15 protein-coding genes are annotated in these 17,156 nt (G+C 74.5%); 8 read left to right on the top strand and 7 right to left on the bottom strand.

All coding sequences use genetic code 11. The features are described from left to right. Positions 1–42: 42 nt before the first annotated feature. From hutI to hutU, 4 genes are read right to left on the bottom strand one after another with little or no spacing between them, the layout of a single operon-like run. Complete coding sequence (gene hutI, locus AC6I72_RS18865; protein WP_037852893.1) at positions 43–1,248, bottom strand: imidazolonepropionase; 1,206 nt, start codon at positions 1,246–1,248, stop codon at positions 43–45. Positions 1,249–1,274: 26 nt separating this feature from the next. Continuing rightward, positions 1,275–2,624, bottom strand: coding sequence for a formimidoylglutamate deiminase (locus tag AC6I72_RS18860; RefSeq protein ID WP_498002138.1), 1,350 nt, complete (start codon positions 2,622–2,624; stop codon positions 1,275–1,277). After that, a complete protein-coding gene (locus AC6I72_RS18855; protein WP_498002136.1) occupies positions 2,621–4,015 on the bottom strand; it encodes an allantoate amidohydrolase in 1,395 nt (464 codons plus the stop codon). Before AC6I72_RS18855 ends, AC6I72_RS18860 begins: the two co-directional genes overlap by 4 nt. Then, positions 4,012–5,676: a urocanate hydratase gene (gene hutU, locus AC6I72_RS18850; protein ID WP_498002134.1), complete on the bottom strand. Its 1,665-nt coding sequence runs from the start codon at positions 5,674–5,676 to the stop codon at positions 4,012–4,014. Before hutU ends, AC6I72_RS18855 begins: the two co-directional genes overlap by 4 nt. A 606-nt stretch (positions 5,677–6,282) precedes the next feature. Here hutU and AC6I72_RS18845 point away from each other — a divergent pair. Genes AC6I72_RS18845 through AC6I72_RS18830 form a run of 4 tightly spaced genes read left to right on the top strand, consistent with a single transcriptional unit; the run spans position 6,283 to position 8,699 of the window. Then, positions 6,283–6,678, top strand: a complete 396-nt coding sequence (locus tag AC6I72_RS18845; RefSeq protein WP_498002132.1) for a hypothetical protein — start codon at positions 6,283–6,285, stop codon at positions 6,676–6,678. Then, positions 6,675–7,640, top strand: coding sequence for a hypothetical protein (locus AC6I72_RS18840; protein WP_498002131.1), 966 nt, complete (start codon positions 6,675–6,677; stop codon positions 7,638–7,640). The genes AC6I72_RS18845 and AC6I72_RS18840 overlap by 4 nt, the downstream gene beginning before the upstream one ends. A gap of 13 nt (positions 7,641–7,653) precedes the next feature. After that, a complete protein-coding gene (locus AC6I72_RS18835) occupies positions 7,654–8,301 on the top strand; it encodes a roadblock/LC7 domain-containing protein (protein ID WP_498002130.1) in 648 nt (215 codons plus the stop codon). A 23-nt stretch (positions 8,302–8,324) separates the two neighbouring features. After that, on the top strand, positions 8,325–8,699 hold the full coding sequence (locus AC6I72_RS18830) for a roadblock/LC7 domain-containing protein (RefSeq protein WP_037852885.1): 375 nt from the start codon (positions 8,325–8,327) through the stop codon (positions 8,697–8,699). Between the two features lie 264 nt (positions 8,700–8,963). Here AC6I72_RS18830 and AC6I72_RS18825 read toward each other — a convergent pair whose 3' ends face one another. Then, positions 8,964–9,485 (bottom strand): hypothetical protein, encoded by a 522-nt coding sequence (locus tag AC6I72_RS18825; protein ID WP_498004735.1) that lies wholly within the window; start codon positions 9,483–9,485, stop codon positions 8,964–8,966. A gap of 316 nt (positions 9,486–9,801) precedes the next feature. Beyond that, a complete protein-coding gene (locus AC6I72_RS18820) occupies positions 9,802–10,644 on the bottom strand; it encodes a MurR/RpiR family transcriptional regulator (protein WP_366728064.1) in 843 nt (280 codons plus the stop codon). A 360-nt stretch (positions 10,645–11,004) separates the two neighbouring features. On the opposite strand from AC6I72_RS18820, the gene AC6I72_RS18815 reads away from it, so the two are divergent. Next, positions 11,005–11,430 carry a hypothetical protein gene (locus AC6I72_RS18815; RefSeq protein WP_498004734.1) on the top strand — a complete coding sequence of 142 codons (426 nt, stop codon included), beginning with the start codon at positions 11,005–11,007 and terminating at the stop codon, positions 11,428–11,430. A 572-nt stretch (positions 11,431–12,002) separates the two neighbouring features. Here the strand turns inward: AC6I72_RS18815 and AC6I72_RS18810 are convergent. Continuing rightward, positions 12,003–13,394 carry a cystathionine beta-synthase gene (locus AC6I72_RS18810; protein WP_498002129.1) on the bottom strand — a complete coding sequence of 464 codons (1,392 nt, stop codon included), beginning with the start codon at positions 13,392–13,394 and terminating at the stop codon, positions 12,003–12,005. Between the two features lie 159 nt (positions 13,395–13,553). On the opposite strand from AC6I72_RS18810, the gene AC6I72_RS18805 reads away from it, so the two are divergent. The 3 genes from AC6I72_RS18805 to AC6I72_RS18795 all read left to right on the top strand — a co-directional run bounded on the left by AC6I72_RS18805 (position 13,554) and on the right by AC6I72_RS18795 (position 17,126). Continuing rightward, positions 13,554–14,579 carry an SGNH/GDSL hydrolase family protein gene (locus AC6I72_RS18805; protein ID WP_498002127.1) on the top strand — a complete coding sequence of 342 codons (1,026 nt, stop codon included), beginning with the start codon at positions 13,554–13,556 and terminating at the stop codon, positions 14,577–14,579. Positions 14,580–14,763: 184 nt separating this feature from the next. Beyond that, entirely contained in the window at positions 14,764–15,984 is a 1,221-nt protein-coding gene (locus AC6I72_RS18800) for an acetyl-CoA C-acetyltransferase (protein WP_498002125.1), read from the top strand. Between the two features lie 314 nt (positions 15,985–16,298). Then, positions 16,299–17,126 (top strand): hypothetical protein, encoded by an 828-nt coding sequence (locus AC6I72_RS18795; protein WP_498002123.1) that lies wholly within the window; start codon positions 16,299–16,301, stop codon positions 17,124–17,126. The last annotated feature ends 30 nt before the right edge of the window (positions 17,127–17,156 follow it).

Raw genomic sequence — 17,156 nt, 5'->3', positions numbered from 1 at the left:
GCGCCGGTCCGGCCTCCCGCCCGGGGGGGGCCGGTTCCCGGTTCAGACCTCGCGCACGCCGCGTCGCCACACCTGGCTCACCAGGGGCACGCCCGGACGGTAGGCCAGGTGGACGTGGCTCGGGGCGTCCAGGACGAGCAGGTCGGCGCGGGCGCCGGGCGCGAGGCGGCCGACGTCGGTGCGGCGCAGGGCCGCCGCCCCGCCCGCCGTCGCCGACCACACCGCCTCGTCGGGCGTCATGCCCATGTCCCGTACGGCGAGCGCGATGCAGAACGGCACCGACGAGGTGTACGACGAGCCCGGGTTGCAGTCGGTGGACAGGGCGACCGTGGCCCCCGCGTCCAGCAGACGGCGGGCGTCGGGCCACTGGGCGCGGGTGGAGAACTCGGCGCCGGGCAGCAGCGTGGCGACGGTGTCGCTGTGCGCCAGGGCGTCGACGTCCGCGTCCGTCAGGTGGGTGCAGTGGTCGGCGCTGGCCGCGTCCAGCTCCACGGCGAGCTGCACACCAGGGCCGTAGGACAGCTGGTTGGCGTGGATGCGCGGGTGCAGTCCCTTCGCCCGGCCGGCGGTGAGGATCGCACGGGCCTGGTCGCCGTCGAAGGCGCCCTTCTCGCAGAAGACGTCGATCCAGCGGGCGTGCGGCGCGCACGCCTCCAGCATCTCGCCGGTGACCAGCTCCACGTAGGCCGCCGGGTCCTCGGCGTAGTCCGGGGGGACGATGTGGGCGCCGAGGTAGGTGACCTCGTCGGTGTGCGCGGCGGCGATGCGCAGGGCGCGGGACTCGTCGGCGACGGTCAGGCCGTAGCCGGACTTCGTCTCGAACGTGGTCGTGCCCTGCCGCAGGGCCTCGGCGAGATGACGGGTGAGGTTGGCCTCCAGTTCCCCGTCGCCGGCGGCGCGGGTGGCGGCGACCGTGGTGCGGATGCCGCCGGCGCTGTAGGCCCGGCCGGACATCCGGGCGTTGAACTCCTCGGTGCGGTCGCCCGCGAAGACCAGGTGGGAGTGGGAGTCCACGAAGCCCGGCAGCACCGCCCGGCCGCCCGCGTCGACCCGGTTGTCAGTGGCGGGTGCTTTGCTTGATTCACCGGTCCACGCGATGCGGTCGCCCTCGATGACGACGGCCGCGTCCCGGACCAGGCCGAGGGGGGACGGCGTGTCGCCGAGGGAGGGGTCGTTGGTGACGAGCGTGGCGATGTTGGTGATGACGGTGCTGGTGCCGGTGCTGCTGCCGGCGTTCCTGCTGCTCATGGTGTCCTCGGGGATGACGGTGGGGTTCAGCCGCGCAGGGCTTCGACCGCGGCGGCCAGCTCTGACGGCACGTCGGGGACCAGGGCGTGCGCCCCGTCGCGTACGACATGGCGCCCGCCCACGACCGTATGGCGCACGTCCGCCGCGCTCGCGGCGAATACGGCCGTCTCGGCGCCCAGCCGTGGCAGCGGCCCCGCTGTCCTGACCGAGTCCAGCGCGATCGTCGTGAAGTCGGCGAGGGCGCCGGCGGTGAGGCTGCCCGCGTCGTCCCAGCCGAGGGCGGCGTGACCGTCCCCGGTGGCCGCGCGCAGCAGGGCGGCGGCCGTCCAGTGGCCGCGGGTGCGGCTGCGCAGGCGCTCGTTCAGCTCCATCGCGCGGGCCTCTTCGAACAGGTCGATGACGGCGTGGCTGTCGGAGCCGAGGCTGAGGGGGGAGCCGGCGCGCTGGAGGGCGGGGGCCGGGCCGATGCCGTCGGCGAGGTCCCGTTCGGTGGTCGGGCACATGCAGGTGCCGGTGCCGGTGGTGCCGAGCAGGGCGATGTCGTCCTCGGTGAGGTGGGTGTTGTGCACGCCGGTGGTGCGCGGGCCGAGGACACCGTGGTCGGCCAGCAGCCGGGTGGGGGTGCATCCGTGGGCGTGCAGGCAGGCGTCGTTCTCCGCGGTCTGCTCGGAGAGGTGGACGTGGAGCGGGGCCCGCCGTTCCTCGGCCCAGCGCGCCACCGTGGCCAGTTCCCGCGCGGGCACCGCCCGCACCGAGTGGACGGCGGCACCGATCCGCGCGTGATCCCGTTCCTTGAGAACTGAACAGCGTTCGGCCCAGGCCTCGGCCGTCCCGTCGGAGAAGCGGGCCTGGTGCCCGTCGGGCGGCTGCCCGAAGCCGGCGGAGAGATAGCAGGTGTCGAGGAGGGTGATGCGGATGCCGGCTTCGGCGGCGGCCTCGACCAGGGCCTCGCCCATCGCGTTCGGGTCGGCGTAGCGGGCGCCGCCCGGGGCGTGGTGGACGTAGTGGAACTCGCCGACGGCGGTGATCCCGGCGAGCGCCATCTCGGCGTACACCGCGCGGGCCAGGGCCCGGTAGGTGTCCGGGGTGAGCCGGTCGGCGGTGGCGTACATGACCTCGCGCCAGGTCCAGAAGGTGCCGGAGCCGACCTGGACGGTGCCGCGCAGGGCCCGGTGGAAGGCGTGGCTGTGCGCGTTGGCCAGGCCGGGGAGCGTGAGGCCCCGCAGGGGTTCGGCGCCCGGCGGCGGGGCGGCGACCCCCGTGCGGACGGCCGCGATGCGGCCGTCGCGCACGTCGAGCGCCACGTCCGGCTCGACGTGCGTGCCGAGCCAGGCGTGCTCCAGCCAGTACGTCCGTGTCCGCTCGGTGGTGGTCACGTGCAGGCCAGTCCTTCCAGTACGTCGGCCAGGGCACGCACCCCGGCCACGCAGTCGTCCTCGGCGGCGAACTCGGCCGGGGAGTGCGAGACACCGGTGGGGTTGCGCACGAACAGCATGGCGGTCGGGATGCTCCCGGACAGGATTCCGGCGTCGTGTCCGGCCCCGGTGCCGAGGACGGGCACCTTCAGGCCGGTGCGGTGACCGAGAATGCGGGCGAGTTCGTCGCGCAGGGCGTGGTCGAACTCGACGACGGGCGTGAAGGACTCGCGGACCACGTCGAGGTCGACGCCGTGCGCCGCCGCGCAGGCGCGGGCCGCCTCCTCCACGCCGGCGACGACCGTGTCCAGGGTGGCCTGGTCGGCGGCGCGGGAGTCGAGCCAGCCGCGCACCAGGGACGGGATCGCGTTGACACCGTTCGGCTCCACGGCGATCTTGCCGAAGGTGGCCACCGCACCGGCGAGTTCGGCCTCGCGGCGGGCGGCGAGCACCGTCTCTGCGTACGACAGCATCGGATCGCGCCGGTCGGCCAGCCGGGTGGTGCCGGCGTGGTTGGCCTCGCCGCGGAAGTCGAACCGCCACCGCCCGTGCGGCCAGATCGCGCTGGCCACGCCGACCGGGTCGCCGGTCAGGTCCAGGGACCGGCCCTGTTCGACGTGGAGTTCGACGAAGGCGCCGATGCGGGAGAGGCGTTCCGGGTCCGGGCCGATGGCGTCCGGGTCGTAGCCGGCGGCCTCCATGGCGCGGGGCAGCGTGGTCCCGTCGCCGTCGGTGAGCCGGTGCGCCTGCTCGACGGTGAGCTGCCCCGCGGTCAGCCGCGAGCCGACACAGGCGAGCCCGAACCGGGCGCCCTCCTCGTCACCGAAGTTGACGAGGGCCAGCGGCTTGCCGAACTGTGCTCCCCTGCGGCGCAGTTCGTCGAGCGCGGCGAACGCCGACACCACCCCGAGGGGCCCGTCGAAGGCCCCGCCGTCGGGTACGGAGTCCAGGTGTGACCCGGCCACGACGGCGTCCCCGGCGGCCGGGTCACCGAGCCAGGCCCACTGGTTCCCGTTGCGGTCCACCTCGTAGGCCAGTCCGCGCGAACGGGCCTGCTCCTCGAACCAGGCCCGGCACTCGGCGTCGGCCCCGGTCCAGGCGAAGCGCCGGTAGCCGCCGGACCCGGCGTGCCGCCCGATGGGGGCGAGGTCGCGCCACATCTCGTGGAAGGACGCGCCGGCGCCCCCTGCGCGCGGAGCGGAGTCGTTCCGCGCCGCGCCCGGGGTCCCCGCCGGGCCGGCGCTCGCCGCAGGCCCGGCGGGGAGGGCGGACGCGGCGGGACCCGCGCCCGGGGGCCGGGTTCCGGGTACCGCCGGCCGGCCGCCCTCGCGCCCGCCGTCCCGCACGGTCACGCGCCCTCACCCTCACGCATCGGCACGCGCACGCCGCGCTCGGCGGCGACGGAGTCGGCGATGTCGTACCCGGCGTCCACGTGCCGGATGACGCCCATGCCGGGGTCGTTGGTGAGGACGCGGCGGATCTTCTCCCCCGCGAGCTTCGTGCCGTCGGCGACCGTCACCTGGCCGGCGTGGATCGAGCGGCCCATGCCGACGCCGCCGCCGTGGTGGATGGACACCCAGGAGGCGCCGGAGGCCACGTTGACCATGGCGTTCAGCAGCGGCCAGTCGGCGATGGCGTCGGAGCCGTCGAGCATGGCCTCGGTCTCGCGGTACGGGGAGGCGACGGAGCCGCAGTCGAGGTGGTCGCGGCCGATGACGATCGGCGCGGCCAGCTCACCGCTCGCGACCATGTCGTTGAAGCGCTCGCCGGCCTTGTCGCGCTCGCCGTAGCCGAGCCAGCAGATACGGGCGGGCAGTCCCTGGAAGTGGACGCGCTCGCCGGCCATCTTGATCCAGCGGGCCAGGGACTCGTTCTCCGGGAAGAGGTCCAGGATCGCCTTGTCGGTCTTGGCGATGTCGGCGGGGTCGCCGGACAGGGCGGCCCAGCGGAAGGGGCCCTTGCCCTCGCAGAACAGCGGGCGGATGTAGGCGGGGACGAAGCCGGGGAAGGCGAACGCCCGCTCGTACCCGGCCAGTTGCGCCTCACCGCGGATGGAGTTGCCGTAGTCGAAGACCTCGGCCCCGGCGTCCTGGAAGCCGACCATGGCCTCGACGTGCCTGGCCATCGACTCGCGGGCGCGGGTGGTGAAGCCGGCCGGATCCTTGGCGGCGGCGTCGGCCATGTCCTCGAAGGCGACGCCGACGGGCAGGTAGGCCAGCGGGTCGTGGGCGCTGGTCTGGTCGGTGACGATGTCGATGGGCGCGCTCATGGCGAGGAGCTGCGGGACCAGTTCGGCGGCGTTGCCGAGGACGCCGATGGACAGCGGCCTGCGCTGGTCGCGGGCCTCGGTGGCGAGCTGGAGGGCGTGCTCCAGGCTGTCGGCCCGCACGTCGAGGTAGCGGTGCTCGATACGGCGGTCGATGGCGCGCGGGTCGCAGTCGATGCAGATGGCGACACCGTCGTTCATCGTCACGGCGAGCGGCTGGGCGCCGCCCATGCCGCCGAGGCCGGCGGTGAGGGTGATGGTCCCGGCGAGCGTGCCGCCGAACTTCTTGGCGGCGACGGCGGCGAAGGTCTCGTAGGTGCCCTGGAGGATGCCCTGGGTGCCGATGTAGATCCAGGAGCCGGCGGTCATCTGCCCGTACATGGTCAGGCCGAGGGCCTCCAGGCGGCGGAACTCCTCCCAGTTGGCCCAGTCGCCGACGAGGTTGGAGTTGGCGATCAGGACGCGCGGGGCCCACTCGTGGGTCTGCATGACGCCGACGGGGCGGCCGGACTGCACGAGCATGGTCTCGTCGGCCTTGAGGGTCTTCATGGTGCGGACCATGGCGTCGAAGGAGCGCCAGTCGCGGGCGGCCTTGCCGGTGCCGCCGTAGACGACGAGCTTGTCGGGGTGCTCGGCGACCTCGGGGTCGAGGTTGTTCTGCAGCATCCGCAGGGCGGCCTCCTGCTGCCATCCCAGGGCGCTCAGTTCCGTGCCGCGCGGTGCTCGAACGGGGCGGGGTCCTGACATGGTCTGCCTCCTGGCGGTTGCTCCCGAGGGACTGTTACGGCTTCTATTCACATCCTGACCCGTTGAATAGAACTAGTCAATACATCACGGGGGCGACACGGGGGCGCGCCCTGCGGGGTCCGGGCGGATCGCGGCGCGAGGGGGCGCGGGGCGGACGAGGCGTGGAGGGGGCCGGGGGGCCAGCAGGGGGCCCGTGGGCGCGGGGCCGGTTGGCCCAGGTGGGGGCGCCGTCCGGGAGGACGGCCCAGGGCCTGCGGCGAGAGCGGCGGGCAGGGGTGGGCGGGCTGCCGGGAGGCCTGCTGCCGGGGGAAGGCGTGCCGCCGGGGGGGCGTACTGCCACGTGGGGGCGTACTGCCGGGGGGGGTGGCCTGCCGGGGGGCCTGCCGGGGGGCCTGCCGCCGAGGGAGGGCAGGCCGACAGGGGGTGGCCCGCTGCCGCGAGGGGCGTACTGCCGTGTGCAGGGGGCGTGTTGCCGGGGTCAGCCGACCCACGTTAGTTCCTCGGGCGCATGTTCCACTGGAAAATGCCGTAACCCCCACCGCCCCCGCACACCCTGCGTAGCGTCTTCCTCACTCAGCCGAAACCCCAGGCGGGAGGGGAACGACCGTGCCCGGAATCGACGAGTGCCTGCTGGAAGCCATGCGGTTGCCCGGAGCGCGGGGTGCCGCGCTGGTCGACTGGACGAGCGGGCTGGCCCTGGGCGCCGTCGGGGAACCCCCGGGCGGCGACCACGAGACCACCGCGGCGGAAGCCGCGGAACTGGCCCGGCTGGCCGCGGAACACGGCGCGTTCGCCGCCGCCGACGACCCCGGAGGAGGTGACCGCCCGCCGGTCGAGGACCTGATCGTCAGCAACCGCGACAGCTACCACCTGCTGCGCTTCGTGGACACCACCTTCGACAGCAGTGTGTTCCTGCACCTGTGGCTGACCCGCGCGGAGGGCAACCTCGCCCTCGCCCGCATACGCCTGGGTGAGCTGGCGGAGCGGCTGGTGCTGGGATGACCGTGGTCGACACTCCTCCCCCGCTGCCGGTGCGGGACAGGGCGGACAGCGAGCGGGCCTGGGGCGGCGTCTCACCGATGCTGACCCGCCTGGCGGCCGAGCGGGCCACCGGCCTCCTCGTCCGCGAACGCGGCACGCTCCACCTCGACGAGGGCCGCGTGGCACACGCCGAGAGCCCGCTGGCCCCCGGACTGGACATACTCCTCACCACCCACGGCACGCTGCGCCCCGAGGTCTGGCGGGACGCCGTCTCCCGGGCCGGCGGCCCGCCGGGCGCGGCGCAGGTCCTGCTGGCCGACGGCCACCTCACCGAGGGCGCCCTGCACCTGTGCCACCTCGGCACCCTCTACGACGCCGCCTACTTCGTCCTCGCCCCGAGCAGCACCCCGGGCCGCTTCCGCTACGGGCCCGCCCACCGGCCCGGCACCGTCCCGACGGTCCCGGTCGACGCCCTGGAGCGCGCGACCCTGCGCCGGCGCGCGCTGCTGGACCGCATCTGGCCCGACGCGCGGCCGGACAGCGCCCCGCTGCTGCGGACCTCCGCCACCGCCGCCCCGCGCCTGACCGCCCGTCAGCGGGCCCTGCTGGACCTGGTCGACGGCACCCGGACCGCCGCCGACCTGGCCCGGGACCTGGGGCGGCAGGCGTTCCACACCCTGGTGGACGTGCGGCGCCTGGCCGCCGCGGGCCTCCTCGCACCACAGCGGCGGCCGGACCCACCGCCCGGGCCGCCCGGCCCGCCGGACCCGTACGCGGCGCCGATGCCCGCCTCCCCCGGCACCCCGGACACCCGGCTCACGGACACCGGCCCCCCGGACACCGGACCGGGGGACACCGGGCCCACGGCCGCCCTGCCGTCGCCCGCCGGTCCCGCTGACCCCTGGCTCACGCAGCCGGCGCCGGGCACCGACCCCCACATCACGCTGCTGAAGAGGCTCAGGGATGCGCTGGAGGCCCTTTGAGAGGAGACACCGGATGGCAGCCGAGCCCGAGATCCTGGAGGAACTGCGGCGGCTGAGGGCGCGCGTGCCCCAGCTCACCGGCGCGCTCGCGGCGAGCGTCGACGGCCTGGTCCTGGCCCACGACACCCCGGGCGTGGAACCGGAGGGCGTGGCGGCCCTGACCGCGACCGCGCTGGGTGTGGCGGTCCGCCTGGCGGACGTGACCGGCCGGGGCGGGCTGCGAGAACTGCTGGTACGGGGCGCGCACGGCTACGTCGCCACCTACGCGGCGGGACACGGCGCCGTGCTGACACTGCTCGCCGAGGACCGCGTCAACGTCGGCCGCCTCCACCTGGAGGGCCGCCGGGCCGGGGCCCGTATCGGCGAACTGGTCGACGCCGGGGCGGCGGCGGCCGTCCCCGGCAGGGCCCCGGCCAGGCCGGCGAAACCGCCCGCGCGCCCCGCCCCCCTGCGGACGAGGATCCCGCGCGCGCCCCGCACCACCCCGGCTGCCGCGACCACCGAACCCACGGAACCGGCCTCACCCACCGCGGGCGCCGCACCAGGCGCCGCAACCGACGCGGGACCGGACGCCACCCCCGGCGGTCCCGCCACCCCAGACACCCCAGGCACCCCGCCGGGCACTCACGCGCCCGCCGGCACCGCCACCACCGAAAGCTGACGAAGGAAAAAGGAGAGACGGCCATGGCCAACACCGAGACCTGCCTGAAGGAAGCGCTCGCCTCCATCGAGGGCGCCACCGGAGTAGCGCTCGTCGACTACACCACCGGTATGGCGCTGGGCACGATGGGCGGCAGCAAGACCTTCGACCTGAACGTCGCCGCCGCCGGCAACACCGATGTCGTACGGGCCAAGATGCGCACCATGGAGCACCTCGGCCTCAAGGGGCAGATCGAGGACATCCTGATCACCCTGTCCGACCAGTACCACGTGATCCGCCTGATCAGCGGGCGCGGCGGCAACGGGCTCTTCCTCTACCTCGTGCTGGACGCGAAGCGGGCCAACCTGGCGATGGCCCGCCACCAGCTCAAGCGCATCGAGGAGGACCTGGAGGTCTGAGCCGCGGCAGACCGGACCCGAGCCGGATGGCGGGCACGAGCCGGACGGCGGGCACGAGCCGGACGGCGCGCCCGAGCCGGACCGCAGCCCCGAGCCAGGCGGCAGCCCCGAGCCGGACCGCAGCCCCGAGCCAGGCGGCAGCCCCGAGCCGGACCGCAGCCCCGAGCCGGACGGCTCGGAGTCTCCCCCGTCCCGGGCCGTACGGGCCGCCGGTGTGCCGAGAGGCCGTAGCGGAGCAGGCCGCCGGCTCGGGGCGAGGCCGTACTAGACGAGTGCCGCGGTGCGGCGGCGGGTCCCTCCGGGGGCCGCGTCGCCCGCCGCGATGCCCGTGCTGCGGTAGGCCCTGACCGCCTTGCCCGCCGGGCGCCCGCCGTCCCGGCCGAGCCAGTCCACGCGCACCCACAGCAGCGCGTCCCCGGCCCGTTCGCGCCGTCCGAGCCAGGCGGCCTTGAGCCACAGCCCGGTCCCGGCGCCCGCCAGGAGCATGCCGCCGGCCGCCGGCAGGGCGAAGGAACTGCCCAGCGCGGCCGCGAACGCCAGCAGCAGCCACCAGCGGTGCCCCCGGCGCCAGGCGCGGACGCTGACCGCGCGGTCCTGGAGCACGTCGTGCCGTCCGGCTCGGGCGGCACCCCGGGCGAGCGCGAGGTAGCGGCGGCGCCGCGCGCAGGCCACGACGGCCGCGGCCACCAGGAACAGCGCGGCCCCCGACAGCACCCCGATCCGCCGCCCGGTCAGCCCCGGCGGCAGCGCTCCGGCCCCCGCCGCGACCACCCCCAGCCACCACATAGGTGCCGCCCCGGCCCGGACGACGACGGCCACCCGGGCCAGCCCCCGTCCGCCACGGTCTCCACCCTCTCCTCGGCCCCCACGGTCCCCGCGCGTTCCGCGTGCCACGTGCTGCCTCCTTCTCTCCCCGGCACCCTCCGGTCGGTCCGGGCGGGAGGCTAGCGAGCGTTCGTGAGACGAGTCTGAGAGCACGAGCCCGCGAACCGAGAGATCAGAGCGCGCGCGCACCTCGCGGGCCGGGCGCGGCACCGCCGGCGCCGACCCGTCCACCGCCCGGCCCACCGCTCCGTCCATCGCCCGGCCCATCCCGGGCCGTTCAGTCCTCGAACAGTCCGCGGGCCGCCGCCTTCGCGTCGAACTCCTCCAGCCGTGCCTGCGCGTCGGGCAGGTCGTCGCACATGGCCTCCAGGAGCACCCGGCCCAGCAGCATGGGCGCGCAGGCGGTGTCGAAGGCGAGTCCGGTGCCGACGGCCGCGGGCAGCAGCAGGTCGGAGTGGCGGGCGACCGGCGCGAACGCCGAGTCGGCGACGGTGACGACGGCCAGACCGGCCTGCCGGGCGTAGGCGAGGGTCTCCACCACCTCGCGCGGGTGGCGCGGCAGCGCGAAGCACAGCAGCGCCGACGCACCGGCCCGGACGGCGCCGTCGATGCGGTCCTGGATCATCGTGCCGCCCTCGTCGAGCAGCCGTACGTCCGGGTGCACCTTGGCGGCGAAGTACGCGAAGCCGTACGCCTGGGAGGCGGCGGCCCGCAGGCCCAGGACCGGCAGCGGGCGCGAGGCGGCCAGGAGGCGGCCCGCCTCCTGCACCGGCCCCGGGTCGGCCAGGGCCTCGGCCAGGTGGCGGAGGTTCTCGATCTCCGCCTCGACGGCCTGCTGGTACTCGTTGGCCGAGGCGGGGCGGTCCGCCGGTTCGGCGGGCGCCACCTCGCGCAGGTGCCGGCGCAGCGCCGGGTAGCCGTCGAAGCCGAGGGCGACCGCGAAGCGGGTGACCGACGGCTGGCTGACCCCGGCGAGTTCGGCCAGCTCGACGCTGGACAGGAACGGCACCTCGGCGGCGCGCCGGACCATGCTGTGCGCGATGCGCCGCTGGGTCGGCGTGAGCCGGTGCCCCTCGAAGAGCGCCTGCAGCCGTGCGGCAGGGCTGTCGGTCACGCTCATGACGTGCTCCCCCTCCAGAAGTCGTCGACGCCCCGGGAGAGTACTCCCCGACCAGTTGGTATTCAGACACCAAGAACTCTGCATGAAGTCATACAGGCCGGGCAAGGGAACCACCAAGTGTCGCCCGGTCACCGCGGTGGGTGACCGTGCGCGTGCTAATCGTGGACGGACGCGGTGCGCGCGACCCCTGCGCCCGCGGACCGGCCCCGACCCGGGGCCGTTGCGACGGCCACCGCCGTCGGCGTGCCCGCCGCAGCCGCAGTCCGGGTGACGCCGACGGCGGCCGGCCCCCGGCGAGCAGGGGGGCTAGCCCCAGTGCGCCGGGCCGCCGCGCTCCCTAGCCTGGTCGGCATGACCGGAATGGACACGCGGGACACCGATCTGAAGAGGGACCTCAACGCCACCCTGCAGGCCCGCGGGGAACTGGGCGCCGAGTACGAGTCCGCGCTGGTCGACTCGTTCCTGGAGAAGGTCGACCAGCGCATCGACGGCGCCGTGGAGCGCCGCCTGCGACGTCACCTCGCCGAGCAGCAGATGACGGCGACCCGCGGCGCCCGCTCGCCCCGGGCCACCGACTCCTTCGGCGAGCGTTTCGGCTTCGGCATCGTCTCCCTGGTGCTGGCCGTGCCGCTCTCCGCCATCGGTGCCGGCACCGCCCACCTGCCCGGTCTGATCGTCGCCTGGGCCGGGATCGTCGGCGTCAACGCCGTCCAGGCCGCCCGGACGAACCCGGGCCTCTTCGGCCGGCGCCGCCGCCCCTCCGGGAACGACGACTGGGACGACTGACGCCGGGCAGGCACGGCGGCCGGCCGGCACCGGGCGGGCGGCGCGGCGGTCGGCCGACACCGGGCAGGCGGCCACGGCGGGCAACCGGCACCGGGCAAACAGGCACTGCGGACGGCTGACACCAGGCAGGGCGCGCGGCCGGCCCGCGCGGCGCCGCTGGGGAAGGTGCGCGGGACCGCCGCGGGAGAGGTGCGCGGGGACCGCCGCACCCCCAGCACTGGGGGGCGGGACGACGGCGGTCCCCGCGGGGGACGCGGGCCGGGTCAGGCCGGGCCCTGCGTCCGGGGCGTCCATGGAGGTCCGGGAGCCGCTCCGGTTGTCCTTGACGCCGTATCGGGTCGCCGGCCCGGAGGAAGCGCCTTCCCGGAGCGTGTTGTGACGCCCGGGCGGTGGCCCCGCCTCCCTGCCGACAACCACCACTGTGCCGGACGCGTGTTAAGCGGGTGCTGCGGGCACGTGACACGCGCGTAGCGCTTGCGCGACCGCCCCTCGGCCGCAGGTCACCGCGCGTTCCCCTGGGCCGGACCGCCCCCGTTCACCGGGCGTCCGCCCCTGCTCGCGCCGGGCGTCCGCTACTGCTTGCCGCCCTTGGCGAGGAAGGCCAGCAGGTCCTGACGGCTGACCACACCGGTCGGCTTGCCCTCCACCAGGACGATCGCCGCGTCCGCGGTGCCGAGCACCGTCATGAGGTCGGCGACCGGCTCGCCCGAGCCGACCTGCGGCAGCGGGGCGCACAGGTGCTTCTCCAGCGGGTCCTCCAGCGAGGCCCGCTTGGTGAACAGGGCGTCCAGCAGCTCGCGTTCGACGACGGAGCCGACCACCTCGGCGGCCATGACGTCGGGGTGACCGGCGCCGGGCTTCACGATGGGCATCTGCGAGACGCCGTACTCCCGCAGCACCTCGATGGCCTGACCGACCGTCTCGTCCGGGTGCATGTGGACGAGGGAGGGGATGGAGCCGCCCTCCTTGTCGCTGAGCACGTCGCCGACGCGGGCGCTCGGGCCCTCGTCCTCCAGGAAGCCGTAGTCGGCCATCCACTCGTCGTTGAAGATCTTCGAGAGGTACCCGCGTCCGCTGTCCGGCAGCAGCACCACGACGACGTCGTCCGGGCCGAGCCGCTCGGCCACCTCAAGCGCCGCGACGACCGCCATGCCGCAGGAGCCGCCGACCAGCAGGCCCTCCTCCTTGGCCAGGCGGCGGGTCATCTGGAAGGAGTCCTTGTCGGAGACGGCGACGATCTCGTCGGCCACGTCCCGGTCGTAGGCGGTGGGCCAGAAGTCCTCGCCGACGCCCTCGACGAGGTACGGCCGCCCGGAGCCGCCGGAGTACACCGAGCCCTCGGGGTCGGCGCCGACCACCTTGACCCGGCCGTCGCTGACGTCCTTGAGGTAGCGGCCGGTGCCGGAGATGGTGCCGCCGGTGCCGACGCCCGCCACGAAGTGGGTGATCCTCCCCTCGGTCTGCTCCCACAGCTCGGGGCCGGTGGAGTGATAGTGCGAGAGCGGGTTGTGGGGGTTGGAGTACTGGTCGGGCTTCCAGGCGCCGGGGGTCTCACGCACGAGGCGGTCGGAGACGTTGTAGTAGGAGTCCGGGTGCTCGGGCGCCACGGCCGTCGGGCACACCACGACCTCCGCCCCGTAGGCGCGCAGCACGTTGATCTTGTCGGTGGAGACCTTGTCCGGGCAGACGAAGATGCACTTGTAGCCCTTCTGCTGGGCCACGATGGCCAGGCCGACCCCGGTGTTCCCGCTGGTCGGCTCGACGATGGTGCCGCCCGGCCGCAGCTCGCCGCTCTTCTCGGCCGCCTCGATCATGCGCAGGGCGATGCGGTCCTTCACGGAGCCGCCCGGGTTGAAGTACTCGACCTTGGCCAGGACGGTCGCCTTGATGCCCTTGGTGACGCTGTTGAGCCGTACCAGCGGGGTGTTGCCGACGAGGCTGATCATCGAGTCGTGGAATCGCACCGTTGTCTCCGGTCGCTGCAAAAGGTGTGGTCGTGGTGGTTCGGCCAGCCTAAAGGCTGGGACTCCGCCCGGGGCGGCTGTTCACTCCCTGTCGAGATTGGGCGACGGTCGGTACGGGGCAAGGACTGGGTGGACGGCTATGCGGGAGGTGGCGGCGGCATGACGAGCATGTCGAGGGCGCGGGCGGCCCGGCGGATCGCGGCCGGCGCGGCGTACGGGGGCGGCGGGCTGGGGCTGGTCGGGGCCGCCGCCGTGGGGCTGCTGGTGGCCGAGGTGCAGATGGCCAGACGCCATGTGGGCAACGGCACGGACAACCACGTACCGGTCGCCGCCGGTCTGTACGGCCAGGTCTACGACACCCCCGGCGCAGCGCCGCTGCGGCTGACCATGCTCGGTGACTCCACGGCCGCCGGGCAGGGCGTCCACCGGGCCGGGCAGACCCCGGGCGCGCTGCTGGCGTCCGGGCTGGCGGCGGTGGCCGAGCGTCCGGTGCGGCTGCGCAACGTCGCGGTGCCCGGCGCCCGCTCCGACGACCTGGACCGCCAGGTGGCCCTGGTGCTGGCCGGCCCGGACCAGGTGCCGGACGTCTGCGTGATCATGATCGGCGCGAACGACGTCACCCACCGGATGCCGCCGACGCGTTCGGTGCGCCATCTGTCGGCGGCGGTACGGCGGCTGCGCACGGCCGGGGCGGAAGTGGTGGTCGGCACCTGCCCCGACCTGGGCACGATCGAGCCGGTGCAGCAGCCGCTGCGCTACCTGGCCCGGCGCGCCTCACGGCAACTGGCGGCGGCGCAGACGATCGGGGTGGTGGAGCAGGGCGGCCGCACCGTGTCGCTGGGCGACCTGCTGGGCCCGGAGTTCGCGGCCAACCCGCGCGAGCTGTTCGGCCCCGACAACTACCACCCGTCCGCCGAGGGGTACGCCACGGCGGCGATGGCGGTGCTGCCGACGGTGTGCGCGGCGCTCGGCCTGTGGCCGGCGGAGGAGGAACGGCCGGACGTGTCGCGGCGCGAGGGCTTCCTGCCGGTGGCGCGGGCGGCGGCGGAGGCGGCGTCCGAGGCGGGCACGGAGGTCACGGCCGCGATGCCGACCGGCCCGCGCGGCCCCTGGGCTCTCCTCAAACGCCGCCGGCGCCGGCGGGTCACGGAACCCGGCCCGGCCCAGGTCACCCCCTCGGCGTGAGCGCGCCGCCGTGGACCTGCGGCCGGCGGCGCGGCACCGTCGCGCCGATCGTCCGCCGCGCAGCAAAGCAAGCGCTTAGAAAACTGCGGTCAGGGTCACACCGCCATCCCCGTGACCAGGACCATACGTACGGGTAACTTCCCATCCAGCCCTGCCCGTCCTCTCCCCCTCCCGTGGAGCCGTGATGCCCGAAGCCGTCATCGTCTCGACCGCCCGCTCGCCCATCGGCCGCGCCTTCAAGGGCTCCCTCAAGGACCTGCGCCCGGACGACCTCACCGCCACGATCATCCAGGCCGCGCTCGCCAAGGTCCCCGAGCTGGACCCGCGGGACATCGACGACCTGATGCTCGGCTGCGGTCTGCCCGGCGGCGAGCAGGGCAACAACCTCGGCCGGATCGTCGCCGTGCAGATGGGCATGGACCACCTGCCCGGCTGCACGATCACCCGCTACTGCTCCTCATCCCTGCAGACCTCCCGCATGGCGCTGCACGCCATCAAGGCGGGCGAGGGCGACGTGTTCATCTCGGCCGGCGTCGAGATGGTCTCCCGCTTCACCAAGGGCAACTCCGACAGCCTGCCGGACACGCACAACCCGTTCTTCGCCGAGGCGGAGGCCCGTACCGCCGCCGTCGCCGAGCAGGAGGGCACGACCTGGCACGACCCGCGCGAGGACGGCCTGGTCCCGGACGCCTACATCGCGATGGGCCAGACCGCCGAGAACCTGGCCCGGCTCAAGGGCGTCACCCGCCAGGACATGGACGAGTTCGGCGTCCGCTCGCAGAACCTGGCCGAGCAGGCCATCAAGAACGGCTTCTGGGAGCGGGAGATCACCCCGGTGTCGCTGCCCGACGGCACGGTCGTCGGCAAGGACGACGGCCCGCGCGCCGGCGTGACCATGGAGGGCGTGGCCGGGCTCAAGCCGGTCTTCCGCCCCGACGGCCTGGTCACCGCCGGGAACTGCTGCCCGCTCAACGACGGGGCCGCCGCGCTCGTCATCATGTCCGACACCAAGGCCCGCGAGCTGGGCCTGACCCCGCTCGCCCGGATCGTCTCCACCGGCGTCTCCGGCCTGTCCCCGGAGATCATGGGCCTCGGCCCGGTCGAGGCCAGCAAGCAGGCGCTGCAGCGGGCCGGCCTGACCATCGGCGACATCGACCTGGTGGAGATCAACGAGGCGTTCGCCGCCCAGGTGATCCCCTCCTACCGCGAGCTCGGCATCGACCTCGACAAGCTCAACGTCAACGGCGGCGCCATCGCGGTCGGCCACCCCTTCGGCATGACCGGCGCCCGCATCACCGGCACGCTGATCAACTCCCTGCAGTGGCACGACAAGCAGTTCGGTCTGGAGACGATGTGCGTCGGCGGAGGCCAGGGCATGGCGATGGTCGTCGAGCGCCTCAGCTGACCCTCCCGCCCCACCCGCACGGCCACTTGATGCACCGTCAGTGGCCGCCATAGCACCCACCGTGAACGAGCGGCCCGGAATCCGGAAAACTCCCGGATTCCGGGCCGTTCTGTGATCCAATCTCCCCCAGAGTGTGACCTATCTCCCTCGGGGAGGAGATCTCTGCAGGTCAGCGATGGCCCCCCAGGCGGCTCAAGCGTCCCGCGCGCCACATTCCTGTCCGTTTCGTGACGTTACGCACTGACAGCTTGATAGTCCACCCTTCAAGCTGATGTAGGAAGTCGGGGGTCGACCATGAACCCGGGAGTACGTCAGTGAGCGCCATGCCCATCGCCCTGCTGGTCACCACGGCCGCCACCGGCGCCGTGGGTGTCGCCGTCCTGCGCACCCTCTTCGCCCTGCGCCGCCAGGTCACGGCCCTGCAGGACCAGCTCGCCGAGAACCACGCCGTCACCGCACGCGCCCTGCTGCCCGCCGCCCGCGGGCACGCGGACACCGAGCAGATACGCACCGCCGTGGTCCAGGCGCTCGCGGAGGAACGGGAGCGGGAACTCGCCGAGGCGCGCGCCTTCTGGGCCGCCCAGGAGGCCCGGGACGCCGCCGACACCCCTTCCCTGCTCGGGCTGCCCGACAGCGAGCTGTTCCTGCCGCGCCAGGCCGACCTGGCCGGCCTGGAGTACCTGGAGCCGGTGACCGAGTCCGGCGCGGAGGCCGACGAGTTCTCCGGTCTGTCCGGCAAGGACCCGGCCGCCGGCACCGCGGGCGACTCCCCGGAGCTGGCCGCGGCCCGCCGCCGCCACCCCTCGCATCCGGACTTCACCCCGCACCCCTCCCCGGTCGTGGGCGACCACGAGCGCACTGTCGCCACACTGGAGGAGCTGGCCGACGCGCGGGTGGCGCTGACCGACGTCCGCCCGGGTCCGCTGGGCACCCTCGATGTGTACGTCTTCGCCGACGGCACGACGCTGTGCATGACCCCGGGCCACCGCGAGACCGCGGAGCGGCTGGCCGCGGCGCTGCAGGCGGGCGAGTCCCCGGTGCTGCTGGGCGGCTCGGGCGTGTCGGGCGCCTACACCCTCACCTTCGCCTGCGGCGAGGAGAACGTGTACATCCTGGCGGACCGGGTCATCGCCTCGCTCTGACCGGCGGTTGCGGTGTCCTCGTCGCGCGGG

The organism is Streptomyces sp. Xyl84 (genome assembly GCF_059731885.1).
The sequence above is the reverse complement of the archived record's forward strand: the minus strand, read 5'-3'. Positions and strand labels throughout refer to the sequence as shown.